Origin of the sequence: Lonsdalea quercina subsp. quercina, from assembly GCF_000688655.1 — a bacterium.
Taxonomy (GTDB): domain Bacteria; phylum Pseudomonadota; class Gammaproteobacteria; order Enterobacterales; family Enterobacteriaceae; genus Lonsdalea; species Lonsdalea quercina.
In genome coordinates this window covers 118,804-138,869 of record NZ_JIBO01000004.1, presented here as the reverse complement: position 1 = coordinate 138,869, position 20,066 = coordinate 118,804, and the positions used below count along the sequence as shown (strand labels likewise).

22 protein-coding genes are annotated in these 20,066 nt (G+C 54.3%); 13 read left to right on the top strand and 9 right to left on the bottom strand.

All coding sequences use genetic code 11. The features are described from left to right. Positions 1 to 4 precede the first annotated feature (4 nt). Both RZ35_RS03505 and RZ35_RS03500 read left to right on the top strand, forming a co-directional pair. Positions 5 to 2,413, top strand: a complete 2,409-nt coding sequence (locus tag RZ35_RS03505) for a fimbria/pilus outer membrane usher protein (protein ID WP_081825687.1) — start codon at positions 5 to 7, stop codon at positions 2,411 to 2,413. A gap of 1 nt (position 2,414) precedes the next feature. Continuing rightward, on the top strand, positions 2,415 to 3,365 hold the full coding sequence (locus RZ35_RS03500) for a Csu type fimbrial protein (RefSeq protein WP_026742065.1): 951 nt from the start codon (positions 2,415 to 2,417) through the stop codon (positions 3,363 to 3,365). Between the two features lie 42 nt (positions 3,366 to 3,407). Here the strand turns inward: RZ35_RS03500 and copM are convergent, their stop codons facing one another. The 4 genes from copM to rlmG form a co-directional block, all read right to left on the bottom strand. Next, positions 3,408 to 3,770, bottom strand: a complete 363-nt coding sequence (copM, locus tag RZ35_RS03495; RefSeq protein ID WP_026742064.1) for a CopM family metallochaperone — start codon at positions 3,768 to 3,770, stop codon at positions 3,408 to 3,410. Between the two features lie 193 nt (positions 3,771 to 3,963). Continuing rightward, positions 3,964 to 4,455, bottom strand: coding sequence for an ATP-independent periplasmic protein-refolding chaperone Spy (gene spy / locus RZ35_RS03490; RefSeq protein ID WP_026742063.1), 492 nt, complete (start codon positions 4,453 to 4,455; stop codon positions 3,964 to 3,966). Between the two features lie 233 nt (positions 4,456 to 4,688). Further along, the gene (locus RZ35_RS03485) at positions 4,689 to 4,985 is read right to left on the bottom strand and encodes a hypothetical protein (RefSeq protein WP_026742062.1); all 297 of its coding nucleotides are present in this window, start codon (positions 4,983 to 4,985) and stop codon (positions 4,689 to 4,691) included. Between the two features lie 92 nt (positions 4,986 to 5,077). Beyond that, positions 5,078 to 6,220, bottom strand: coding sequence for a 23S rRNA (guanine(1835)-N(2))-methyltransferase RlmG (rlmG, locus tag RZ35_RS03480; protein ID WP_026742061.1), 1,143 nt, complete (start codon positions 6,218 to 6,220; stop codon positions 5,078 to 5,080). Between the two features lie 385 nt (positions 6,221 to 6,605). On the opposite strand from rlmG, the gene RZ35_RS03475 reads away from it, so the two are divergent. The 8 genes from RZ35_RS03475 (at position 6,606) to RZ35_RS03440 (ending at position 12,140) form a co-directional block, all read left to right on the top strand. Then, complete coding sequence (locus RZ35_RS03475; RefSeq protein WP_026742060.1) at positions 6,606 to 7,559, top strand: TerC family protein; 954 nt, start codon at positions 6,606 to 6,608, stop codon at positions 7,557 to 7,559. A 633-nt stretch (positions 7,560 to 8,192) separates the two neighbouring features. Beyond that, complete coding sequence (locus RZ35_RS03470; RefSeq protein ID WP_026742059.1) at positions 8,193 to 8,867, top strand: DedA family protein; 675 nt, start codon at positions 8,193 to 8,195, stop codon at positions 8,865 to 8,867. Between the two features lie 3 nt (positions 8,868 to 8,870). Beyond that, the gene (gene mzrA / locus RZ35_RS03465) at positions 8,871 to 9,245 is read left to right on the top strand and encodes an EnvZ/OmpR regulon moderator MzrA (protein ID WP_026742058.1); all 375 of its coding nucleotides are present in this window, start codon (positions 8,871 to 8,873) and stop codon (positions 9,243 to 9,245) included. A gap of 140 nt (positions 9,246 to 9,385) precedes the next feature. Continuing rightward, positions 9,386 to 9,694: a DUF883 family protein gene (locus tag RZ35_RS03460; protein WP_026742057.1), complete on the top strand. Its 309-nt coding sequence runs from the start codon at positions 9,386 to 9,388 to the stop codon at positions 9,692 to 9,694. 5 nt (positions 9,695 to 9,699) lie between these two features. Beyond that, complete coding sequence (locus RZ35_RS03455; RefSeq protein ID WP_026742056.1) at positions 9,700 to 10,095, top strand: phage holin family protein; 396 nt, start codon at positions 9,700 to 9,702, stop codon at positions 10,093 to 10,095. After that, the gene (locus tag RZ35_RS03450; RefSeq protein ID WP_026742055.1) at positions 10,092 to 10,379 is read left to right on the top strand and encodes a YqjK-like family protein; all 288 of its coding nucleotides are present in this window, start codon (positions 10,092 to 10,094) and stop codon (positions 10,377 to 10,379) included. Before RZ35_RS03455 ends, RZ35_RS03450 begins: the two co-directional genes overlap by 4 nt. 222 nt (positions 10,380 to 10,601) lie before the next feature. Continuing rightward, entirely contained in the window at positions 10,602 to 10,997 is a 396-nt protein-coding gene (locus tag RZ35_RS03445; RefSeq protein WP_026742054.1) for a DoxX family protein, read from the top strand. 153 nt (positions 10,998 to 11,150) lie between these two features. Continuing rightward, complete coding sequence (locus RZ35_RS03440) at positions 11,151 to 12,140, top strand: glutathione S-transferase family protein (protein ID WP_026742053.1); 990 nt, start codon at positions 11,151 to 11,153, stop codon at positions 12,138 to 12,140. A 75-nt stretch (positions 12,141 to 12,215) separates the two neighbouring features. Here RZ35_RS03440 and RZ35_RS03435 read toward each other — a convergent pair whose 3' ends face one another. Next, positions 12,216 to 13,112: a LysR family transcriptional regulator gene (locus tag RZ35_RS03435; protein ID WP_026742052.1), complete on the bottom strand. Its 897-nt coding sequence runs from the start codon at positions 13,110 to 13,112 to the stop codon at positions 12,216 to 12,218. Between the two features lie 110 nt (positions 13,113 to 13,222). On the opposite strand from RZ35_RS03435, the gene RZ35_RS03430 reads away from it, so the two are divergent. Together RZ35_RS03430 and zur are read left to right on the top strand one after the other, a co-directional pair. Beyond that, complete coding sequence (locus tag RZ35_RS03430; protein ID WP_026742051.1) at positions 13,223 to 13,924, top strand: pirin family protein; 702 nt, start codon at positions 13,223 to 13,225, stop codon at positions 13,922 to 13,924. Between the two features lie 85 nt (positions 13,925 to 14,009). After that, on the top strand, positions 14,010 to 14,519 hold the full coding sequence (zur, locus tag RZ35_RS03425) for a zinc uptake transcriptional repressor Zur (RefSeq protein ID WP_026742050.1): 510 nt from the start codon (positions 14,010 to 14,012) through the stop codon (positions 14,517 to 14,519). A 203-nt stretch (positions 14,520 to 14,722) separates the two neighbouring features. On the opposite strand, the gene lexA is transcribed toward zur, so the two are convergent. Together lexA and RZ35_RS03415 are read right to left on the bottom strand one after the other, a co-directional pair. Continuing rightward, entirely contained in the window at positions 14,723 to 15,334 is a 612-nt protein-coding gene (gene lexA / locus RZ35_RS03420; RefSeq protein ID WP_026742049.1) for a transcriptional repressor LexA, read from the bottom strand. 112 nt (positions 15,335 to 15,446) lie between these two features. Continuing rightward, complete coding sequence (locus RZ35_RS03415) at positions 15,447 to 15,815, bottom strand: diacylglycerol kinase (RefSeq protein WP_026742048.1); 369 nt, start codon at positions 15,813 to 15,815, stop codon at positions 15,447 to 15,449. A 131-nt stretch (positions 15,816 to 15,946) separates the two neighbouring features. Here RZ35_RS03415 and plsB point away from each other — a divergent pair, with 131 nt between their 5' ends. Beyond that, positions 15,947 to 18,406 (top strand): glycerol-3-phosphate 1-O-acyltransferase PlsB, encoded by a 2,460-nt coding sequence (gene plsB, locus RZ35_RS03410; protein WP_026742047.1) that lies wholly within the window; start codon positions 15,947 to 15,949, stop codon positions 18,404 to 18,406. Between the two features lie 40 nt (positions 18,407 to 18,446). On the opposite strand, the gene ubiA is transcribed toward plsB, so the two are convergent. Next, a complete protein-coding gene (gene ubiA / locus RZ35_RS03405) occupies positions 18,447 to 19,310 on the bottom strand; it encodes a 4-hydroxybenzoate octaprenyltransferase (RefSeq protein ID WP_026742046.1) in 864 nt (287 codons plus the stop codon). Positions 19,311 to 19,325: 15 nt separating this feature from the next. Further along, positions 19,326 to 19,847 carry a chorismate lyase gene (gene ubiC, locus RZ35_RS03400; protein ID WP_026742045.1) on the bottom strand — a complete coding sequence of 174 codons (522 nt, stop codon included), beginning with the start codon at positions 19,845 to 19,847 and terminating at the stop codon, positions 19,326 to 19,328. Between the last annotated feature and the right edge of the window lie 219 nt (positions 19,848 to 20,066).

The following is a 20,066-nucleotide window of genomic DNA, read 5'->3' as shown; positions in this document are numbered from 1 at the left end:
GAGAATGCTTATTTTATGCCATGGATATCGGCTGCGGCGCCATATTGAGGTCATATCCTTCTTCATTTTAGCCTATGGTGCTCCGGCGATGGCGGCGCAAGAATATGGCGATTTGCCCAAACCGCCCCAGACTGCGCCCGCGGTCGAGAACACTACGTATTACCTGACGTTGATTGTGAACGGTGTATCGGACCGTCAGGTGGTTCCGGTGCAGTACATTCGCGGACATTTCTCTGTGGAGTCCGGCGTTTTGGCGAAAAACCACATACATACCGGAACGCAACGTTCCGGCTGGGTCGACGTTAACGCGCTTCCCGAGGTGAAGGTTTATTATGACGCCGGCAACCAGTCGCTGAATCTCACCGTCCCACTAGAGTGGCTGCCAGAGCAGTTGGCCAATAGTGGGGAAATGATTGAGGAGACGAAAGCGCAAAGCACGCCCGGCCTGGCGTTCAACTACGATGCGTATTACTTCAAGGGCTATCAGTCCTCGCAAAGCGTGACCACCTGGCTGGAACAGCGGCTGTTTAACGATTACGCCCTCATTTCCAACACGGGGACCTATTCTCACTATTTCGGCCACACTCAAACCGACGGCGGCAACAAAGGATATCTGCGCTACGACACCTTTTGGCGCTACAACGATATCGACGGTATGCATACCTTTCAGGCAGGGGATTTCATCAGCAACTCCCTGACCTGGAGCAATTCAGTGCGTATGGGAGGAGTGCGGTTTAGCCGCGATTTCGCAGTGCGCCCGGATATCGTCACTTACCCGTTGATTCAGTACGCCGGGGCGAATCCGTTGCCGAGTACGGTGGATCTGTTTATTAATGGCTACAAGGCCAGCAGTACCTCGCTGAATTCCGGGCCTTTTACGCTGACCAACGTCCCGTATATCAATGGCGCGGGCGAAGCGACGGTCATCACTACCGATGCGCTGGGACGACAGGTTTCCACCAGCGTCCCCTTTTACGTCTCCAATACCTTGTTACGTAAAGGGCTGGATGACTTCGATGTGTCCCTCGGGATTTTGCGCCGCAACTATGGCGTGAAAGATGCGGATTACGGTCAGTCGGCGGCCAGCGGCATTTATCGTCGCGGCCTGACTGACTGGCTGACGTTGTCTAGCCATCTGGAAACCTCGGAAAATCTGCTACTCGGCGGCGTTGGCGGCGATCTCGCCATCGGTCATTGGGGCACGTTGAGCAGCGCCTACAGCCATAGTCAAGACAATGGTCAGGGCGAGCAGTTCGTCGTTGGCTACTCCTATTATGCAAATACGGTGGGGATTGCGGCTCAACACGCCGAGCGCAGCGTCAACTACCAGGATTTAAGTGTGGCCTCCAGCGGTGGACATCTCAGCAAACAGTCCGATCAGATGACGTTCAGTACAACGCCTTTTGGGCTTGGCAACGGCACGCTAGGGTTAGGCTATTTCGATATTCGTGCGCATGACGACACCCGAACCCGTCTGGCTAACCTCTCCTACAGTTGGTCCATTTGGGACAAAGCCAGCATGTATTTCTCATTGAATAAAAACATCGGGGGTCACGGCTACGGCGCACTCCTGCAAATGATCGTTCCGCTGGACAACGGTATCTCAGCTACCGCCAGCGTTCAGAAAAACTCGATGGACGAATATACCGAACGCGTGTCGATGACGCGCACTACGCCGACAGAAGGCGGAGTGGGCTGGAACGTCGCCTACTCGGGCGGCGACAGCCACGATCAGCAGGCCAGCCTCACCTGGAAAACACAACGGGCGACCTATCAGGCGGGCCTGTACGGCGCAACCTCGGCTTACAACTACTGGGGCGATCTCAGCGGTTCTGTGTTGTATATGGACAACACGTTTTTCGCAGCCAACAGAATTAACGACGCCTTTATCGTCGTCAGCACCGACGGCTACCCCGATGTTCCGGTCAAATATGAAAACCAGCAGGTAGGCACGACCAGTAATACCGGTCATATCCTGGTTCCCTGGGTCAGCGCCTATTATCCGGCCCGAGTCGAAATCAACACGCTAGAACTGCCTTTGGGCATTGATGCCCCTGAGACCGAACGACGCGTGGCCGTTAAGGAAGGCAGCGGCGCGCTGGTCAGATTTAGCGTCCGACAGGTCCATTCGGTCAACCTTAATCTGGTGGACGATAAGAAAGCGGCGTTACCGGTGGGTTCTTACGTCACGGATATCGTCAGCGGACAAACCGCCATCGTCGGCTATGACGGTCAGGTATTCATGGAACAGGTCAAGCCGCACCTCAAACTGCGCGTTCAGCGTTCAGACAGCGGTACCTGTGTATTGAATATCGATTTGCCGGATAACAAACCCGGCATCGTTATTCTGGGAGAGAAAGTGTGTACAGCTACGGAAATGAGGGCGGCTACCGCGCCCTCGAGGGATAAATAACATGACTATGTTTCGGTTACTTATGATGCTGCTTTTAGGGACGTCGGGACTGTCCACCGCCTATGCGGGCTGCAGCTCGTCATCCAGCAGCTCGTCATTCGGCTCCATCAGTTCATTTACGCTCGCCAGCACCGCGCAGACGGTGGAATCCGGTAGCGGGTTTTCCTGCTCCGGCAGCCTGCTCTCGCTGATCAGCACCAACACCGTGACCGCCACTATTTCGTCGACCAGCAACGCCTCTGGCTCCACGCCGCAGATGTATAACGCCAGTACCGGCGAGTACATCCCCTACACTATTTGCCAAGACTCCGGATGCAGCGCCACCTACCCGATAGGGAATACCATCAAATGGAGCAGCACCACGCTGCTCGGGTTGCTGGGGCTGTTCAACTCTAGCGACGGGACGTTGCCCATCTATCTGAGGACGTCGACTGGCGCCAATGTGGCCGCCGGTACCTATACCGATAACATCACACTGTCCTGGTACTACAAAATTTGCTTTGTCGGAGTGCTGGGCATCTGCGCCTATACCACAGGGACGGACACATCGGTCGTCCCGGTCTCCATGGTCGTCACCAACGACTGCTATATCGACAGCGCGCCGGACGTTAACTTCGGCACCCAGGCGCTTCCCAGCAGTTTTTCCACCATCAACAATGCGCTTAGCGTACGGTGTACGCGCAACGCCACCTACACCGTCGGCCTCTCCAGCATTAACGCCGGCAGTGGTAATTGGCGCCAGATGAACGCGCTCATCAACGGCTCCNCCTACTCATTGCAATATCAGTTCTACCGATCGGACGGCACCGAATGGACCAGCGAGAATAATTACGGAGCGACGGGATCGGGGGATTCGCAAAACATCAGCTACACCGCGAAAATCAACCCGAATCAGAGCAATGTACCGGCGGGCGCGTACAGCGACACAGTTACCGTGACGGTGACCTATTAGCCAGGCAAAGACAGACGGACCCTGTCCGCCTGGCCTCATCAACTATTGGCCGGGGTGCTGCTCCAACCATTTTTGCATCTGTTCAATTTCCGGCTGTTGCGCCTTGATGATGTCTTCCGCCAATTTACGCAGCTCGGGATCTTTGCCGAATCGCAGCTGTGTTTTCGCCATCGCGATCGCGCCTTGATGGTGTGCGATCATGCCTTGCGCAAAGGCGGCATCCGGGTTCTGGGTCGACATGCTTTTCATCATATCGCGATGCATGTTTTCCATATCTTGCTGATAAGCCTGCTCAAAACCCGTTGAATCCGTGGAGTTGTGGTTACCGTCGTGCATGCTTTCAGCCGCCAACGCACTTAACGGAGCCAGAAGAAAACCCACTAACAGCCAGTGACGATGTTTCATGATCTAGGACCTCATCATAGTAGGAGAAAGAAAAACGTATCCCCTGTCTTCGGGGGAAAGGTCAAGGCGCACCGGGCGAAAATGTCGTCGGCAGCGCGAAAAAAACGCCGTCTCGCGGATCAAGCGTAAGACGACAGGCAAAAAAAACCGCCGAGTGACGAAAAAGTCACTCCGGCGGTTGACGAGCCGATGATTACTGTTCGGCTTTAGGCGCGTCATCAGGCTTAGGCGCGTGTTCGCCTTTAGCCAGACGTTTTTCAAAGTTCGCGTTGAACTGTTTTTTCTGTTCCGGCGTCAGCACGTTATAAATCTTGTTCTGCGTTTCGAGATGCTTCAGCGTACGCGCTTTGCTGGCCTCTTCCATCTTATCTNCCACGCTTTCTGCTTTGGCCGCATCGAAGCTGTCAGCAGCGATGACGTCGTGCATTGCGGTGCGGTCTTCCGGCGCCGGGCGAGGCGCATCCTTACGGGCGCTCTCCATGATCTCGTGAATTTTCTGCTTTTGATCTGCGGTCAGGTTCAGGCCTTTGAACATCATGCCATGTTCCATTCCCTTATCCGGGCCGTGATGCTTCATCATGTGCTCGCCATGCGGCTTCGCCGGTTTAGTCTCTTGTGCGTTAGCAAAGCCAGCCGCGCCAAAAGCCAGTGCGGAAGCAATCACGATAGCGGTTAATTTAGACATAGACTCCCCTCATATATGGTTTACCAGCATTAACGCTGTTCATCATTCGTTGTCAGGGATGAGTATAGGTCACAGAACTTAAGGTAATGAGAGCAAGGGTAAAACTTTGAAAGGAGAATCGGCGAGAAAACCGCCATTTGTGGGCAAAGCGATAAAATTACGTAAGAAAAAATGAAGATTAACAGAATGATGCAAGGATAAAGGAGAGTGCCTGACGCCTCTCCTGTTCCCGGTCAGGGCAAAGACTGGCAGAACGCCTCGGCGTCTTTGGCCAGCGCATCGATATGGGTACGGATCACATTGACCTTCTGTAGCAGAGGATTGCGCTCCGGCGACGCGCTAACCGAATTCATCCGCGCCACCAGCGTTTCTATCTGCTCTCTCAGTTCCGCTTCCTGCTCCTGGGCCAGCGTCAATTGCGCATTGAGCTGTTGAACGTGCTCGCGCCAATGCTGCTGCTGTTGCTGCACGCTGGACTCCAGCGCCTGCAGCGCGCTGTCCAGTCGCGCTTCCCACTCATCAATACACATAGAGATTCCTTTGCCTGAATATCCCGCGAATTATAATGACAGTCTCTCTTGACCACAAATCGCCCATTCAGGCTCAGGCATCGTTTACCGGGCTAGCGACGTTTGGCTGCGTTTTTCATGGCGCGCAACACAACGAATTTCGGATTGCTCGCGATAGTTTCGCAATTCCCAAACAGGCGCTTGAGCTTCTGGAAATAGTTCAGGTGGCGATTGCCGATAATCCGCAGTTCCCCNCCAACACTGAGACAACGCTTCGCATCCATGAACATCTGCCAGGCGATATCGCCCGAGATCGCCTGCTGCTGATGAAACGGCGGATTGCACAGCACGGCCTGAAGACTCCCGTCGGCGATACCGGACAGCGAATTATTAACCGCAAACCCGCAACGTTCGAGATCCTGCGGTCGGTTTAACTCCACATTTTTACGGCTGGAGGCCACCGCCATATAAGATTCATCCAGGAAGCTGATGGTGGCCTGCGGATTAAGATCAAGGGNGGTCAGACCCACCACGCCGTTGCCGCAACCCAGATCGACGATATTGCCTTCCAGCGCCTGCGGTAAATGCTGCATGAACAGTCGCGCGCCGATATCCAGACCGCCGCGCGCGAAGACGTTGGCGTGATTGGCTATCTGGAAACCGTGTTCGGGCACCGGCCATTCCGTTAGCGGCAAGGGCGAGCCGGCTTCCCGACCATCGGGCTGGCAATAAATCAAGCGCGCCTTCTTCCAGGCCAGAGAGGTCCGGGTCGGACCCAGGATCTGTTCGAACAACGCAAGCGTCGAGGTATGAATGTCGCGCGCCTTCGCCCCGGCGATGACGACCGTTTGTGGCGTCACCACTTTACTGAGCATTCGCAGTTGATGCTCCAGCAACGCCAACGTCTTTGGAACTTTGATGACCACCATCGCCGGAGCCGCAGGCAGTTCAGACAGGCTATCCAGCAAAGTTACCGCCTCGGCGTCAAAACCGTTCAGCGCCAGATTGTGCCGTGTCGCCAATTGGCTGAGATACGAATCGCTGATGCTGCAAGGCGATTGCGCCTGTAACCCACAGGCCAGCGCGCCGAACGCGTCGTTAAAAATCAGGCAGGGTCCGTCGCCCAACGGCATGTCCGCCAGTTCGCGCAACAGATATTCGTCGGCCGCTTCCCAGGCCTGCAGTGCGGTCTCGTGAGCCGAGAGGGGATAGCGCACCAGCGTCAAGGTGCTCGTTTCCAAATCGAGTTGGCTCATAGCCTCTCCTGTAAAAATGCAAATTTGCGCTGTTTATCCCCTAAAAGAACGCGTCAGTAAATGCTTTTCTCATCATTGTGTTTCCCTTGTTCGAGTACAACCTGCGGCACCCTGACCGAGGTTCCCCGCACTGTGGGCGAAGTCGGTTTGACCGTGGTCAAAATTTCACCTACCTTTAATCACGCAAAGGGGAGTAACTTCTTCGCCGGTCAGTCGTCATTACAGTGCGCTTGCACTCGGTTACCGGGCAACCTTAATGCGTACGCACATTAAGTTGTAAGTGAGACCTTGCCGGAAGGCGAGGTTCATTTGTGATTAATGCGCACAAACGGCCCACGCCTTACGTCGTGGGCCGTTTTGTTTTCACATATTAAGGATATGAGCTATGGCTTCCATAGGCACACCGTGGTTGTGGGGCAGCTTCGCTGCCATTGTAGTGGTCATGCTGGCTATCGACCTTTTCTCTCAGGGGAAAAAAGGATCGGCGGTCATGACGTTCAAGCAGGCGGCCAGCTGGTCCATCGTGTGGGTCACTATGGCCGTGCTGTTCAACGCCGGTTTTTGGTGGTATCTCACCAGCACGATGGGCCGGGAGATCGCCGACGCGCAGGCGCTGGCCTTCTTTACCGGGTATCTGATTGAAAAAGCGCTGGCGGTCGACAACGTCTTCGTCTGGTTGATGCTGTTTAGTTACTTCGCCATCCCGGCGCAGTATCAGCGCCGTGTGCTGATTTTCGGTGTGCTGGGCGCCATCGTGTTGCGCACTATCATGGTGTTCGCAGGAAGTTGGCTGGTGACGCAGTTCCAGTGGCTGCTGTATATTTTCGGCGCATTTCTGCTGTTTACCGGCGTCAAAATGGCAATGGCGAAAGACGATGGCGCGGCGGTCGGCGACAAGCCGGTGGTGCGCTGGCTTCGCAAGCATCTGCGGATGACGGACGCCCTGCAAGGCGAGCGTTTCTTTACCCGCCAAAACGGCCTGCTTTATGCCACGCCGCTGTTCCTGGTGTTGATCATGGTGGAAATCAGCGACGTTATTTTCGCAGTGGACAGTATTCCCGCCATCTTCGCGGTAACGACCGATCCCTTTATCGTACTGACTTCCAACCTCTTCGCTATTCTCGGTCTCCGGGCCATGTACTTCCTGCTGTCCGGCGTGGCCGAAAAGTTCTCACTGCTGAAATATGGTCTGGCGGTGATCCTGATCTTCATCGGCGTCAAAATGATGCTGATCGACCTCGTCCATATCCCCGTTTCGCTGTCGCTCGGCATCGTGGCGGCAATACTGATGGTGACCATACTGATCAATATTTGGATCAATCGACGAGCTGCACGCTGACTTCCGTGACGTCATTTTTGCGACACTGAATAAAACGCCCGGTAAAATACCTGACCGGGCGTTCTCTTTTCCATGTTATTCCGATGGTTGTCTATACTGTGCCTGTTTGTCGGCTTTTTGCCGGTCGGACATCATCAGGACAGTAGGAAAAAGGTCATAAAACGTCGATTTCTGTCAGTAAGTGTAAAATATGGGTATATCCACGATTCTCGCGGCTAAGACCTCGAATTTTCTGACTTTTATCGCTGATATTTCCCTATCTCAGCCCTACCTATTTTGTTACAGTTATGGCGTTTTTTTTATATTTATCGGTAGCAGATTGGGCAACCCCCCTGAAACAGGATGGCGGTCATTTTAACGCGCAATGACTCCACGCAGTCGTGGCCATCCGCTGTATTACCGTCGTCGTTTCCGGTATGCCGACCCGGGATCGTTCGAATATTAAAATCAATAAATAACGCATCATCGAGTCCCGTTTCATTGCCGATGCATCAGGCTAAACCTGCTTCTCGCCGAAAGAAGCCTTGTTGGCGCAAATTCACGCTATACCAGCAGGATTTGAACTTACCGTGACCTATTGCCGTTCATGGGGGGCAGAGAATTTATCCCCGTGCCGCAGTACAGGAATACCAGATGGAAATGATTAAAGAGCTTCTTAACGCACTCTGGCACCAAAACTTCGACATACTTGCCAACCCCAAGCTGGTTTGGACGATTTACGGGCTACTGTTCCTGATCCTCGTACTGGAAAATGGTTTGCTGCCCGCCGCCTTCCTGCCGGGCGACAGCCTGTTGATACTTGTCGGCGTGCTCATCGCCAAAGGCACAATGAACTATCCATTTACTATCGCTCTGCTGACCACCGCGGCCAGCCTGGGCTGCTGGATGAGCTATCTGCAAGGCAAATGGCTCGGCAATACGAGGCTAGTGCAGAGCTGGCTTTCTCACTTGCCCGTGCATTACCATCAAAGAGCGCACCAGTTGTTCCACCGTCACGGCCTGTCTGCGTTACTGATCGCGCGGTTCCTCGCATTTATCCGGACGCTGCTGCCCACCATCGCCGGGCTATCCGGGCTGAATAACGCACGCTTCCAGTTCTTCAACTGGATGAGCGCTTTCCTGTGGGTCATCATTTTGGTGTCGCTCGGCTATGCGCTGGGCAATACGCCAGTCTTTCGTAAATACGAAGGCCAGCTGATGTTTTTCCTCATGATGCTGCCCCTGGTATTGCTCTGCATCGGATTGGTGGGATCATTGGTTGTACTCTGGCGCAAGAAACGCGCCGTTAATCGTGGAAAAGGACATTAATACATGGTAAGCCGCTGGCTGAAAAACAAGCCCGTCTGGCGTCTACTGCTACTGCTGTTGCCCGTTATTATCATGGTGACGTCATCACGCCACACGCCCGATGAAGTCACCCTGCATATCAGCCCACAGCATCAGGGCGCCCCTCTTCCTGATGGGTTTTACATTTATCAGCGTCTCAACGAGCGCGGCATCGGCATTGAAAGCATCATCCCGGCGCAGGACAGCATTGTGGTAAGACTGTCTTGTCCGGAACAGAGCAGAGATGCGCGCGAGGTGCTGCGCATGGTGCTCCCGCAGGTCAAGGTCGTGACTCAGATAGCAAAAAGCGGTCAGCCCGCGCAGAAGTACTCCTCGCCGCCATCATCTCATTTGGGATAAGTCCTCGGGGTTACCTCACCGTACTTCCGTCACCGCCGTTGCGGCGTCTTTATCGCAATCTCCGCAAGGGTTTGCCGCGCGCAATTTGAAATATCGTCTATAGTTGAATATCAGTTTTCATCACATTAGGGAGTTTTGCTATGTCTCGTGAATCCAATTCAGAACAGCAGTTACGTGAAGAATTACGATCTCTTGGCGACACGCTGGAAGAAGTGCTGCGTAGCTCCAGCGAAAAGTCTAAGGGCGACCTGGAAAAACTGCGCGAAAAAGCGGAGGGCGTCCTGCAGGAATCCCGCTCCCGACTGAATGAAACCGGTGAACGTATCAAAGCTCACACGCGTGAAGCGACCGGACAGGCTGAAGATTACATTCGTGAAAAGCCTTGGGCTGGCGTTGGGATTGGCGCGGCCGTGGGCCTCGTCGTCGGCATTCTGCTCGCACGTCGTTAATCGCTATGAGTGATCAAGAACGACAAGGCCCCGCCATTGCCTGCGTCGCGACGGTGAAACGTATCATCACCTTGCTAGCAGGNATGGTTGAAACGCGGGTCAAGCTCGCCGTCGTCGAGCTTGAACAAGAGAAGAGCAATCTGGTTCAGTTGCTGCTGTTGGTTGGGCTAACCCTGATATTCACCACATTTGGTCTGATGTGCCTGATTGCGCTGGTGATTTGGAGCTTGCAACCTGAGTATCGCTTACTGGGACTGTGCTGGACAACCGGGATTCTGCTTGGACTGGCGGTCATCGGCGGCCTTTGGGCGCTGTTGCGCGCGCGCAGTGCGACCCTGCTCAAAGAGACCCGGAAAGAGCTGGCTAACGACCGGGCGTTGCTGGAGGAAAAGCTGAAGTGAGCCGTAAACGGTATCTGGCGCAGGAAAAAGCGCGGCTGGTGAGTTTAATCCACCAGCAACGTATTGAACTGGTCTCGGAAAAAAGGCAGTGGCTTGAAGCGACTAAATCGTGCGATCGCTATTGGCAAAAACTCGTCGGCATGCGTAATTATCTGATTGCTGGTGCGGGGTTTATCGCCGTCGTCAGCCTGCGACGCCCCGGCCGTCTGCTCAAAGTGGCTCGTAAAGCCGCAGGCGTTTGGGGTGCAATAAAACTGGTACGAAATATTCTCCCTCGCGCCTAGCTCACACAGACATAGCCATACCCCCGGACGTATGGCTATTCATTCCCCTACATTTAAATCAATTTAATTGAACAAAAAAGACAATTTTACTTGCTGTCTTACCTCTCCCTTCCCTTCTAACATCTCTCTCAACCGTAATGCGCGGCTAAAAACCGATTAATTATCGAGAGTTAATCGCCATTAGAGTGCTGAATCGCACTAGGTCGACCGGAGAGAGAATTGATGAAAAAATCAGACAGTATCCTGATATTAGTTGCCCGTATACTCATGCCGATACTGTTCATTTACGCCGGTTACGGCAAACTGGGCGACGCCTACGCCGGCACTCAGCAGTACATGCAGGCGATGGGCGTACCCGGCGCGTTGCTGCCCCTCACTATTCTTCTGGAGCTGGGCGGCGGGCTGGCAATCCTGTTCGGATTTCTCACTCGCATCGCCGCCGTCTCGACGGCAATTTTTACTCTTCTTACCGCGCTTATTTTCCACCACGATTTTGCGCAAGCGGGTAATGAACTGATGTTTATGAAAAACCTATCCATTTCGGGTGGTTACCTCCTGTTATTCGTCACTGGACCCGGCGCTTACAGTCTCGACCGCCTATTGAATAAGAGGTGGTAATACCCAGAACAGTCGTGCTGTACTTATTGCAACCGGCCGTGTGAAATGCCACACCACAGTTTTCAAGCTGTTTCACGCTGGCGGGTTGTGGCTCAAGAGATAGCCGATATAAGCTGGCGTTCAGCGCGATATCACTTTGGGGAGGAGAGCACGATGGGACAATTAGTTGAAGGGCAATGGCACGACACCTGGTATGACACCTCGTCAACAGGGGGGCATTTCCAACGTCCGCAAACCTCATTCCGCCATTGGGTGACGCCCGACGGTCGCCCCGGTCCCAGCGGCGAAGGCGGCTTTCGCGCAGAGTCCGGACGCTATCACCTATACGTTTCGCTCGCCTGCCCGTGGGCGCACAGGGCGCTGTTAATTCGCAAGCTGAAGGGGTTGGAAAAGTACATCGGCGTCTCCGTGGTGCACCCTTTGATGTTAGAACACGGATGGACGTTCGCGACCGATTTTCCAGAGGCTACCGGCGACAGACTCTATCAACACAGCTACCTTTATCAGCTCTACCTGCACGCCAAGCCGGACTATAGCGGCCGAGTGACCGTACCCGTATTGTGGGATACGCAGCAACAAACCATCGTCAGCAACGAGTCGGCGGATATTATCCGCATGTTGAATACGGCGTTTGACGAGGTAGGCGCGACACCGGGAGATTACTACCCGCTGGCGCTGCGTGAGGAGATTGATGAGTTGAACGGATGGATTTACCCTCAGGTTAACAATGGCGTCTACAAGGCGGGCTTCGCCACGCAGCAAAGCGCTTACGATGAGGCAGTCGCGCAACTGTTTGAAGCGCTGGACCGGCTGGAACAACGGCTGAGCCAACAGCGTTATCTGACCGGCTCACGTCTAACGGAAGCCGACCTGCGGCTATGGACCACGCTCGTTCGCTTCGACCCGGTCTACCACACCCATTTCAAGTGCGACCGCTGGCGTTTGACGGATTATGAAAATTTGTACGGTTTTACTCGGGATATCTATCAACTTCCAGGTATCGCTGACACGGTTAATATGGATCACATTCGCCACCACTATTACCGCAGCCATGCCACGATTAACCCCTGCGGCATTATCTCCATCGGCCCGGAGTTATCGTTAACAAAACCGCACGACCGAGAGAGCCGATTTCGCCTCTAATGCCCAGTAAAGGCTCAGNGTGACGGCAGAACCGGGGGGGGGCGCCCGCATTGCCGTCCTTTCAGTTGGCGCTCATCAGGAATCACGCAATACTTTGGGGATTTCCCGTAGCAGCCACGACTTGGCTTCGCCCATGTTGTCGCGGCGCCAGGCCATGATGATCTGGCTCTCGAAGGTGCTTTCCGGGCTGACTACCCGCAGCCGCCCTTCAGCAATATCCTGCGCCACCAGTTCGTAAGGGATCGTCGCAACGCCTAGCCCGGCGAGCAAAGCCCGGCGTTTATCGTCCATGGTACTCACCGTCAGCCGAGGCTGTTTATCCAACAATTGCACCGTGAGCACAGGGCGGTCGCGGGCGGTATCAGCAATGGCGATGCCTCGATATTTGACGCGAGTCACCTCTGACAGCGGTTCGGGTTCATGATGAATGGGATGATCCGGGCTAGCGACATAGACGCTTTTCACCGAATAGAGCTTGCGCGTATTAACCTCGGACGTTGCACGGAAATGCATATCCGGAGAGATCACGATGTCGGCACGGTCTTGTTCCAGCCGCTCCCAGGCGCCTGCCAGTACCTCGGTCAGAATAGAAACCTGCGTGTTGGCTTTTTGCGCCAACTTGTCCAGCAGNGGGAAAAGTCGCTCCGTCGGCACCAACGCTTCCGCGACAATGGTGACATGGGTTTCCCAACCGCGAGCCAGCGCTTCGGCATCCGTCGTCAGCTTATCGGCCGCTTCCAGCAGAACTCGCCCACGTTCCAGCAGCATCCTTCCCACATTGGTGAATTTAGTGCGATGACCCGAGCGGTCGAACAAAACCACGTCCAGTTCATCCTCTAACTTTTGCATGGTGTAGCTCAGCGCTGAAGGCACTCTTCCCAGCTCATCTGCCGCGGCGGCGAAGCTACCCCGACGATCAATAGCATCCATCACCCGCAACGCTTCCAATGTTAACGCCCGATCTTTCGACATAAATATTCTCATTCAGGATTTTTGAACGTCCTCACCAGATTAACTAGCTAACAATCAACCGTCCAGCCTATTACCTTTGTAAGGTCGAATAATTATGAGGGCCTGACACCATGATCATTAGCAGAGCAGCAGAGCAATGCGGCAAGGCTGACTACGGATGGCTGCAGGCACGATACACGTTCTCTTTCGGCCACTATTTTGACCCTGACCTGTTGGGATTCGGCTCGCTACGCGTGTTGAATCAGGAAGTCCTGGCGCCCAAGGCCGCCTTCCAGGCGCGGACCTATCCGCGCGTCGATATCCTGAATATTCTTCTGCAAGGCGAAGCCGAATATCGGGACAATAACGGCAGCCACACGCAGGCTAAAGCCGGCGACGTCATGTTGCTGGCGACCCAGCCCCACCTCAGCTATAGCGAACAGAATATTGCCAACGACATACCGCTGACCCGTATTCAGCTATGGTTGGATGCCTGTCCGACGCGCGAAAACCTCTCGCTACAGCGTATGTCTCTGAACGGCGAGCACTGTCAGTTGCTGGCTTCCCCAGATGATGAAAATGGCAGCCTACACCTAAGACAACAGGTCTGGGTTTACCATCTTGATCTGGCCGCAGGAGAATCGCTGACGCATGCCTTGAAGGGAAACCGCGCCTACGTTCAGTCTATTCACGGTGAGTTTGGCATCCGCTGCCAAGTCGATGAGGGCAAAATGCTGCGTTGCGGCGACGGGGCTTTTATCCAACAGGAAACGGCCATCGCCCTGCAGGCGAAAACGCCGGGGCGGGCCCTGCTGATCGATTTGGTGGTGTAGCGCTTTCCCTGCCTGACTCGGCGTTTTTGCGGAGTCATGGTAAGATAAACCATTATCCTCACCACTTTTCTTCAGGGTTACAGCAATGGATTCAACCGATCCGACCAAACTTCTTGCTCAGGCTGAACGACTATGTCAGCAACGCAACGTGCGACTTACGCCGCAGCGTCAGGAAGTACTGCGTCTGATGGCCCAACAGCCCGGCGCCATCAGCGCTTACGACTTGTTGGATCTGCTCCGTGTCGCTGAACCTCAGGCTAAGCCCCCCACCGTTTACCGCGCGTTGGATTTCCTGCTCGAACAAGGATTTATCCACCGAGTGGAATCCACCAACAGCTACGTGCTGTGCCACCATTTCGAAGAACACAGCCATACCTCGGCGCTATTTATCTGCGACCGTTGTCGCCAGGTAACGGAAAGCCCCACGGAAGGCATCGAAGAGATATTGCGGCAGATCGCGGTCCAGACGGGATTCTCCTTACGCCACAGTGTAGTCGAAGCGCACGGTATGTGCGTTGAGTGCAGGAAAATCGAAGCCTGCGACCATCGCGACAGCTGCAACCACGACCACAGTATCGTCATCAAAAAACGCTGAGCAGCGTATCGTTTTCAGAGTCGGCCTTATCAGTGTCGAACGGCGATACTGAGAATGGAATCTTAGGAAAAAATTAGAGGTGGGAGAAGGGACTGAGGCGGTGAATAATGTTTGGCTTTGCTTCGGTTTTGCCCGTTACGTTCAGCAAGAAAGACCAAACGTAACGGAAGATGCATAAACGGGGCGTTCAGCAAGCAGGCCTATCAACTCCAGTCGCTATTGCGAATGACGCCGACGGCTAGTCCTTCAATAGAAAAATTTTCCTTGCTCAGATCGACCACGATAGGTGAAAAATCTTTGTTTTCAGCTAACAGTTGCACTTTGTTGCCCTGCTGCTTCAATCGTTTTACCGTGACTTCGTCCTCAATGCGCGCCACAACAACCTGACCGTTGTGAACATCCTGCGTTTTATGCACAGCCAATAAATCGCCATCCAGAATACCGATGTCTTTCATCGACATACCGCTAACTCGCAGCAGGAAATCGGCATTTGGCTTAAACATGGTCGGATCGACCTGATAATGACATTCGATATGCTGTTCAGCCAGGAGAGGTTCCCCTGCTGCAACGCGACCAATCAAGGGAAGACCGAGCGACTCTTCTTCCATCAATAGACGGATACCGCGGGATGCACCGGTGACAATCTCAATCACGCCTTTACGGGATAGGGCTTTTAGGTGTTCTTCAGCGGCATTAGGAGAGCGGAATCCCAGCTGCTTAGCGATCTCTGCTCGGGTGGGTGGCATACCGGTTTGTGAAATATGATCGCGAATAAGATCATAAACCTCTTGTTGTCTGGTCGTTAAAGCTTTCATTCCGCCCCCTGGTTGTTTATACAGTTTCGCTGTGAGTATATACAGGGAAACTGCCTATGGGAACTGAGAAATCGCGTTATGCCTTGTTTTTTGGCGTCATTCATGAGAGCCATCACGCAAAATGGCCCCACAGCAAGACACCCCAGACCACGGCCGCCAACAGACAAGCCACCAGCACCGCAGCTGACCCAAAATCTTTCGCTCTCCCCGCAAGCTCATGATATTCCTTGCCAATTCTATCCACCACGGCTTCGATAGCACTATTCAGCAACTCGACGATCACAATCAGCACTACCGCGCCAATCAACAATAACCGTTCTAATATTGAAACTGGCAACCAACAGGCAATAATGATGCCTGCCAGAGTAAGAATGGTTTCCTGACGAAAGGCCGCTTCATGCCTCCATGCCTGTTTGAGTCCTTGCAACGAATAGCCCGTTGCCTTGACAAGGCGGGTAATCCCGGTCGCCTTATTCATGATCCTTGCTTACTCCCTTTTTATTTAGTTTCGAACGCAATTTTGGCGTTACCCCATTGTCTCATGACCACAGATATCCGATAAGGTTTCTGTTATCCTTGCGGCGCATTGCTAATAAGAGGTTCTCAGTTGTTATGTCAGGTTGGCGTAAAATATACTATAAGCTATTGAATTTCCCTCTAAAACTTTTGGTAAAGAGCAAAATTATTCCTCTGGATCCGATCGCTGAGCTGGATATCGATCCTACACGTCCTATTTTCTACGTTCTGCCCTACAATTCCAAAGCAGACTTACTGACGCTGCGTGAAAAGTGCCTCGCGCTGGGGCTGCAGGACCCACTCGAACCCTTGATTGTCGACGGGGAAGCGCTGCCGAGCTACGTATTCGTCAATAATGGCCCGCGCGTATTTCGCTACTATGTGCCCAAAGAGAAATCCATCAAGCTTTTCCACGACTATCTGGATCTGCATCGCGATAATCCGTCGCTGGATGTCCAGATGGTGCCGGTTTCAGTCATGTTCGGCCGCTCGCCTGGGCGCGAAGGGCATCAGCAGGAAGCGCCTCAGCTGCGCCTGCTGAACGGCATCGAAAAATTCTTTGCGGTTCTGTGGCTGGGACGCGACAGCTTCGTTCGTTTCTCAACGCCAGTATCCCTACGCTATATAGCGACAGAGCACGGCACGGATAACTCCATCGCCCACAAACTGGCTCGCGNGGCGCGTATGCATTTCGCTCGTCTGCGACTGGCCGCCGTCGGTCCGCGCCTGCCGGTCAGACAGGAGCTGTTCAAGAAACTGCTGTCATCGAAAGCCATCGCCAAAGCGGTGGATGACGAAGCCCGAGCCAAGAAAATCTCGCGTGAGAAAGCCCAGCAGAACGCAATTGCGATGCTGGAAGAGATCGCCGCCGACTTCTCCTATGAAGCGGTGCGTCTGACGGACCGCGTACTGGGCTGGACCTGGAACCGGCTGTATCAAGGGATTAACGTCCATAACGCTGAACGCGTTCGGCAGTTGGCTCAAGACGGCCATGAAATCGTTTATGTTCCCTGTCACCGCAGCCACATGGACTACCTGCTGCTTTCTTACGTGCTGTATCACCAGGGGCTGGTGCCGCCGCACATTGCCGCAGGAATCAACCTGAACTTCTGGCCGGCGGGTCCTATCTTCCGCCGCCTCGGCGCATTCTTCATCCGCCGAACCTTCAAAGGCAGCAAACTTTATTCCACCTTGTTCCGCGAGTATCTCGGCGAATTGTTCACCCGTGGTTATTCGGTAGAGTACTTCGTGGAAGGCGGACGCTCGCGCACCGGTCGCCTGCTGGATCCAAAAACAGGCACGCTGGCTATGACGCTTCAGGCCATGCTGCGCGGCGGCACGCGACCCATTACGCTGGTTCCGATTTACATCGGCTACGAGCATGTGATGGAAGTTGGCACTTACGCCAAAGAGCTGCGCGGCGCCACCAAGGAAAAAGAAGGGTTTCTCCAGATGGTGCGCGGACTTCGCAAGCTGCGTAATCTGGGACAGGGTTACGTCAACTTTGGCGAACCGCTGCCGCTGATGACTTATCTCAACAACAAGGTTCCGCAGTGGCGCGACGCCATCGACCCAATCGAAGCGCAGCGCCCCGCCTGGCTGACGCCTACCGTGCAGGACATTGCCTCCGACATCATGGTACGTATCAACAACGCTGCGGCGGCCAACGCCATGAATCTGTGTTCAACCGCCCTTCTGGTGTCGCCCCAGCGCGCAATGACCCGTACGCAGTTGGAAGAACAGCTAGAATGCTATCTGCAACTGATGCGCAACGTGCCGTATACCGAAAACACGACGACGCCGAACAAGACGCCTGCCGAACTGATCGACCATGCGTTGAAGATGGACAAATTTACGGTCGAAAACGACAAGCTGGGTACCATCATCAGCCTTCCTAGCGATCAGGCTGTGCTGATGACCTATTACCGCAACAATATTCAGCATCTGCTGATCCTGCCTTCTCTGGTCGCCAGCATTATCGTGCACCATCGGCGCATTACTCAGACCGAGTTGTTACGCCAGGTGACGTTGATTTATCCGTTGCTGAAAGCGGAGCTGTTCCTGCATTACGAAACGGCGCAATTGGCCGATGTCCTGCAGGCGTTGACGTCCGAGCTGGCGAATCAACGCTTGATCGAGTTAGACGGCGAAAACCTGACGCCGAATAGCGAGCGTAGCCGCCCATTGCAGCTGCTGGCCGCTGGCGTTATCGAAACGCTACAGCGATACGCCATCACCTTCCTGCTGCTGAAGGGCGACCCGACGATCAATCGCGGTACGCTGGAGAAAGAAAGCCGTGCGATGGCGCAGCGCCTGTCCCTCCTGCACGGTATCAACGCGCCGGAGTTCTTTGATAAAGCGGTCTTTTCTACGCTGGTCAATACGCTGCGCAGCGAAGGATATATCAGCGACAGCGGCGATGCCGTGCTGGAAAAAGTGCAGGCGATCTATGCGATTTTGGGCGACGTGATTACACCGGAAGTCAGGTTAACGATCGAAAGCCCCGCCGTAGTCGTAACGGCGCCGACGGTGCAACAGAATAAACAAGTGGAATAATACGGCATGTGCCTGCGGCAAGTCGGCCGCAGGCCTTTCTCTAGAGACTCAGCGCTATCCCGACGAACAGCGCCATCCCTACAAAGTTGTTATTGCGAAAAGCCTTGAAGCAATTATCGCGATCCCGCCCCGCTATCAGCGTCTGCTGATAAACAAACAGCCCCGCTACCGCCAGCAACGACCCATAGTACACTGCGCCGAGGTCGGAAATACGCCCTAAAATTACCATCGCCCCCAGCATCAACAGTTGCAGCACGCCGATGATAACGGTGTCGTAACGACCGAACAGGATAGCCGTCGACTTCACGCCGATCTTGAGGTCGTCATCGCGGTCGACCATCGCATACTCGGTGTCGTAGGCCACGGTCCAGCACAGATAAGCGAAAAACATCAGCCAGCAGCTGACAGGTAGCGACTCGCTAACGGCGGCATAGGCCATGGGGATCGACCAACCGAAAGCCGCGCCCAGCACAACCTGAGGCAGATGGCTGAACCGCTTCATAAAGGGATAAACCCAGGCCAAGGCCAGCCCGACGACCGACAGCCAGATCGTCGTGGAGTTTAACGTCAGCACCAGCCCAAAGGCGACCAGCGCCAGGATCACGAACAGCGTTTTCGCGGACTGCTCNCTGACCATGCCGCTGGGTAAGGGTCGCGATGCGGTACGCTTAACATGACCATCAAAATGGCGATCGGCGTAGTCGTTAATGACGCAACCCGCAGCTCTCATCAGGAATACGCCCAGCACAAACACACAGAGTGTCCAGCTTGCTGGCGCGCCGCGTCCCGCCAACCATAGCGCCCACAGCGTCGGCCACAGCAGCAACAGAGAGCCTATCGGCTTATCGATCCGCATCAGGCGACAATACACCATCCATCGTCCCGTCGTTAAAATTCGTTCCAACTCATCGTCTCCTCTCTACCGTTCAGCATCAGAACTGAGCGGAGAATAAATAGGGGAATCAGGCAAAAAAATTTCTGTCAGCAATAAAGGATGGCCCGCCAACCGCAGTCGTGAACGGCGAGCCCACAGATCGCCGCGATGTCCGGGATTGATAAAGTCGCGTTCCGGCGCGCCGTGTTGAAACAGATATCGTCCGAGAGGCACACGCCCAATCTGCGTCAACGCTTGGTTTGATTTCTGCAGCGTGCGCTCAGGGATCACCGTACGGCCAAATAACCAAGGTCTACCGTCACCATACAGCGTCACTTCCCGAAGCCAGAAGCGTTCGCTGACGGGCAATAGCGGCAACGCCTCCCCTAAGGCCGATGGCGAGATAAAACCTTCGTGGGAGACCTCCACGTCGAGACGCCGGCAATGGGTCTCCAATCGCGCAGTCATTGAGTCTCGATAGGCGAGCCATTCGGCGACTGCGGCAGGGACATCTGTGAACTCGCACCAGGTCACCGGGCGCAGGAGATCTACCGTCTCATCTGTCATTGCCCCCTCCTCGCCTTGGGTTTAGTAAATAAAGTAAACGGTTTCCATTGTAGCGTAGAATAGCGCATTGATGAGTTGTTATGCCCTTGGGATTAATGATCTGCATGATTTTCATACACTCGTTATGCTATTAAACGCGCCGGAAGCAAATATGGCGTTATCGAGCCAAAGAAGTCAGGATCAAGCGTTATCACCGGCCGCTCATCCGAATTTCATGAT

Bases quoted from the DNA above. Each gene is read 5' to 3' on its own strand.
- RZ35_RS03505 (WP_081825687.1), top strand. From the start codon at position 5: ATGCTTATTTTATGCCATGGATATCGGCTGCGGCGCCATATTGAGGTC.
- copM (WP_026742064.1), bottom strand. From the start codon at position 3,770: ATGAAACATCGTCACTGGCTGTTAGTGGGTTTTCTTCTGGCTCCGTTA.
- RZ35_RS03485 (WP_026742062.1), bottom strand. From the start codon at position 4,985: ATGTGTATTGATGAGTGGGAAGCGCGACTGGACAGCGCGCTGCAGGCG.
- RZ35_RS03475 (WP_026742060.1), top strand. From the start codon at position 6,606: ATGGCTTCCATAGGCACACCGTGGTTGTGGGGCAGCTTCGCTGCCATT.
- RZ35_RS03470 (WP_026742059.1), top strand. From the start codon at position 8,193: ATGGAAATGATTAAAGAGCTTCTTAACGCACTCTGGCACCAAAACTTC.
- mzrA (WP_026742058.1), top strand. From the start codon at position 8,871: ATGGTAAGCCGCTGGCTGAAAAACAAGCCCGTCTGGCGTCTACTGCTA.
- RZ35_RS03460 (WP_026742057.1), top strand. From the start codon at position 9,386: ATGTCTCGTGAATCCAATTCAGAACAGCAGTTACGTGAAGAATTACGA.
- RZ35_RS03445 (WP_026742054.1), top strand. From the start codon at position 10,602: ATGAAAAAATCAGACAGTATCCTGATATTAGTTGCCCGTATACTCATG.
- RZ35_RS03440 (WP_026742053.1), top strand. From the start codon at position 11,151: ATGGGACAATTAGTTGAAGGGCAATGGCACGACACCTGGTATGACACC.
- RZ35_RS03430 (WP_026742051.1), top strand. From the start codon at position 13,223: ATGATCATTAGCAGAGCAGCAGAGCAATGCGGCAAGGCTGACTACGGA.
- zur (WP_026742050.1), top strand. From the start codon at position 14,010: ATGGATTCAACCGATCCGACCAAACTTCTTGCTCAGGCTGAACGACTA.
- lexA (WP_026742049.1), bottom strand. From the start codon at position 15,334: ATGAAAGCTTTAACGACCAGACAACAAGAGGTTTATGATCTTATTCGC.
- ubiC (WP_026742045.1), bottom strand. From the start codon at position 19,847: ATGACAGATGAGACGGTAGATCTCCTGCGCCCGGTGACCTGGTGCGAG.